This is a genomic window from Synechococcales cyanobacterium T60_A2020_003, assembly GCA_015272205.1.
Taxonomy (GTDB): domain Bacteria; phylum Cyanobacteriota; class Cyanobacteriia; order RECH01; family RECH01; genus JACYMB01.
Window position 1 is genome coordinate 1 of the sequence record JACYMB010000059.1, and the last position, 2,711, is coordinate 2,711.

Here is a 2,711-nt window from a genome sequence, read left to right on the forward strand (position 1 = left end):
CTCGATTGCCCTCGACCACCATTTGCGTCCTGAGGCTTAACCCGAACTGACGTTACCTTATCAGCGTAGTCAATGATGAGGAGTCGCCTGACCAGGGTTTCGGTGTTGGTGTTCTCCTCAACACAGCCCTCCTGAAATTTATTGAACTCCTCCCGCGTCTGGCGATCGAGATCCTTGCAATCGACCACAAACAGGCATTGGTCGATGTCTGGGTTGTCCTTCAGCAGGGTAGACGCCTTGAACGAGGTCAGCGTTTTGCCGCTGCCGGTGGTGTGCCAGATGTAGCCATTACCGCTGCTGCGGTGAATGCAATCGACGATCGCCTTGATTGCATAGATCTGGTAAGGACGCATCATCATCAGCCTTTGCTCACTGGCCACCAAGACCATGTAGCGGCTGATCATCTTGCCTAGGGCGCACTTAGCGAGGAATTTCTCAGCAAAGTGATCTAGGTGGGTAATCTTCTGGTTATCAACATCCGCGAACTGGTACAGGGGCAAAAAGCGCTCGTCAGCGTTGAAACTGAAGTGGCGGATGTTGTTGTTGGCAAAGTACCAGGTATCGCTGCGGTTGCTGACGATAAAAAGCTGAATGAAGCAGAGCAAAGTCTTACCGTAGCCGTTACCAGAGTCATTCTTGTAATCGACGATCTGCTGCATGGCGCGGCGCGGGCTGATTTTCAAGGTCTTCAGCTCGATCTGCACCACGGGCACACTGTTGATCAGCAAAATCACATCGTAGCGGTGGTGGCTGCTGTCGGTGTTGATGCGGAACTAGTTGACTACCTCGAAGCTGTTCTTGCACCAGTCATTGATGTTGACCAGGGTGTAGTAGAGGGGCGTACCGTCATCGCGCTCAAAGCTATTACGCTCCCGCAGGTGTCGAGCGTTAGCGAAAACATCCGGTGTGACAATCGACTCCAGCGGTCGAGCAAACTCGCTGTCGGTCAGGTTAACCCGGTTAAGCGCCTCGAACTTGGCGCGGAAGTTCTGCTCTAGGGTGGCGCGATCGCGGATGTCCGGGCGGTAAGTGTATTTGAGATCGCCCAGTTTTTCGATGAGTGCCTGTTCGATTTCTTGCTCAGCCATTGATCATTCCTAGGAAATTCAGAACCGCACCCTTGGCGCAATATGATCGCATAACAACCTGTTCCTACTTTTTCGATGTGTGGGATCAATTCTTAGATTTAGCTCCCATATGCATTCCAGGCTTGCCAAAAGATATAGAAAGCCAGAACGAACAGCAATCCGCGAAAGAGTAAGCTCACAATCCGATCCGGCAACTTTGGTAAAAGGCGAGTACTGAACTGGGCACCGATCAACCCTCCTAGTCCCAGCAAAATGCCCGGTGTCCAGAGTACATTTCCGTTCAGCGCATGGCCTGCTGTAGAGGCGATCGCCGTCAACACAATTACACCCAAACTGGTTTGAATCGCCCGCTTAATCGGTTCGTTCAGCAGCAAAATTTGCAGGGGAACCATAATCACACCACCACCCACACCGAACAGGCCAGCTAATAATCCGGCGGCTCCTCCGGTCAGGATCGAGGCGATCGCCGGATTCCAGATTTTCGGGTCTGGGGCATCCCCAGCGGAACGGTTAGTAGATTGGGTAACTAATCGTTTTCGCAGTTCCACCAAGTAGACATTCGAAAGCAGCAAACAGCCAAACGCCGTTAACAGAATCCAACCTGGTAGCCATCCCGCTAGCGCCACCCCAACCTGAGCCGTGATCAGCGCAGGCACTCCTAGATAGAGAATTCGCCGAAAATCGAGATAGCCCATCCGCCAATTTTGAATGCTGCCCGACAGGGACGTAATCACGATGGCCAAACTACTGGTCGCTACAGCTTGAACCGGGTCATACCCCAAGGCCACCAGAATCGGGGCCAGCACCGTGCCGCCCCCAATCCCCAGCAACCCGGCTAAAATGCCTGCAAACAGTCCGGCTGCGGTTAGGGTCAAAAAAAGTCGGGTGGTCATAGGGCGATCGCCTGCGGAAGAATAGCCTTAGGCAACATACCATGAACTCCCTTCTGCGGACGGTTCACCACCTGCGTAACATGGAAGTGAATACCCAAACTGCACAGCACATAGGCATCCTCTGCCGATAGCCCCACAAAGCGTTCCAGAAATCCAATCATCTGACTTAACGCCTGTTCAAACGCCCCATCCAGCGTTTCCGCAAAGCCCATCGTGATCCAGTGGGTGGGCGTTTCGGCAAGGGGTGTTGTGAGGTCGAGCGTAGCTAAGTCCTTGCGAACGGTCAGCGTCACCGTACCATCCATCGAGGTTTCAATGGCGGTCACGTCCACTTCTCCATCGCCCTGCGCTGAATGTCCGTCCCCGATGGAAAACAGCGCTCCAGGGTGCAAGATGGGCAGAAAAACCCGCGATCCGGCTTGCAGATGGCGATTGTCCATATTTCCACCAAACCGACCGGGGGGAATTGAGCTGCACGGCTCTAGGGGAGCAACAGCCAGAATCCCAAAAAAGGGACGCAATGGCACGCGAATGCCGCTACCGGGAGGAAACTCCGCCACCCCGGCTTCTAGATCCAGGGGAATGTAGCGAACAACCTGGGTTTCAAACTGGTTGGGCAGTGCGCCCCAGCCTGTGCGAATCATGATGAACTACCCCGCCGCAAGCGGACGGGGTATCAGAATCAAAAAAGAGCAAGTTGCTCATCTCGGTGCAACTGGAGATACTCATT

General features: G+C 53.8%; 2 protein-coding genes and 1 pseudogene. All 3 read right to left on the bottom strand.

Translation table 11 applies throughout. The annotated features are described in order from the left end of the window. The 3 genes and pseudogenes from IGR76_03160 to IGR76_03170 all read right to left on the bottom strand — a co-directional run bounded on the left by IGR76_03160 (position 1) and on the right by IGR76_03170 (position 2,625). A pseudogene (locus IGR76_03160) lies at positions 1 to 1,088 on the bottom strand (type I restriction endonuclease subunit R). A gap of 98 nt (positions 1,089 to 1,186) precedes the next feature. Beyond that, positions 1,187 to 1,981, bottom strand: coding sequence for a sulfite exporter TauE/SafE family protein (locus tag IGR76_03165; protein MBF2077530.1), 795 nt, complete (start codon positions 1,979 to 1,981; stop codon positions 1,187 to 1,189). Further along, complete coding sequence (locus IGR76_03170; protein ID MBF2077531.1) at positions 1,978 to 2,625, bottom strand: acetamidase/formamidase family protein; 648 nt, start codon at positions 2,623 to 2,625, stop codon at positions 1,978 to 1,980. The genes IGR76_03165 and IGR76_03170 overlap by 4 nt, the downstream gene beginning before the upstream one ends. Positions 2,626 to 2,711: the final 86 nt, after the last annotated feature.

What these genes read in the sequence shown, in the direction of transcription:
- IGR76_03165 (MBF2077530.1), bottom strand. Translation starts at nt 1,981, where the DNA reads ATGACCACCCGACTTTTTTTGACCCTAACCGCAGCCGGACTGTTTGCA.
- IGR76_03170 (MBF2077531.1), bottom strand. Translation starts at nt 2,625, where the DNA reads ATGATTCGCACAGGCTGGGGCGCACTGCCCAACCAGTTTGAAACCCAG.